This is a genomic window from Xenorhabdus entomophaga, from assembly GCF_037996725.1.
Taxonomy (GTDB): Bacteria; Pseudomonadota; Gammaproteobacteria; order Enterobacterales; family Enterobacteriaceae; genus Xenorhabdus; species Xenorhabdus khoisanae.
Window position 1 is genome coordinate 1 of sequence record NZ_JBBMXH010000547.1, and the last position, 223, is coordinate 223.

1 pseudogene is annotated in these 223 nt (G+C 43.5%); it reads right to left on the reverse strand.

The annotated features are described in order from the left end of the window. Positions 1 to 223, reverse strand: a pseudogene (locus AAC854_RS24015) (hypothetical protein); the annotation flags it as partial.

The window sequence follows — 223 nt, forward strand, 5'->3', positions numbered from 1 at the left end:
TTCCTGAAGCAACTTAATAATGAGATAGCCTTCGCTGCCATCATTGCCAATGCCAACGATTTCCATGTAATCACTCAGCCATTTTTCGACTTCGACGATTTCGCCACCTTGCTCTTTAGGTTCAACCCAGTAAATTCCGTTCTTGCGGATATCGATATGAGGTTTTAGCGGATCGTATTCTTTCTCCCGGTATTCATCTGAATGAATGGTCGCAGATCTTGCT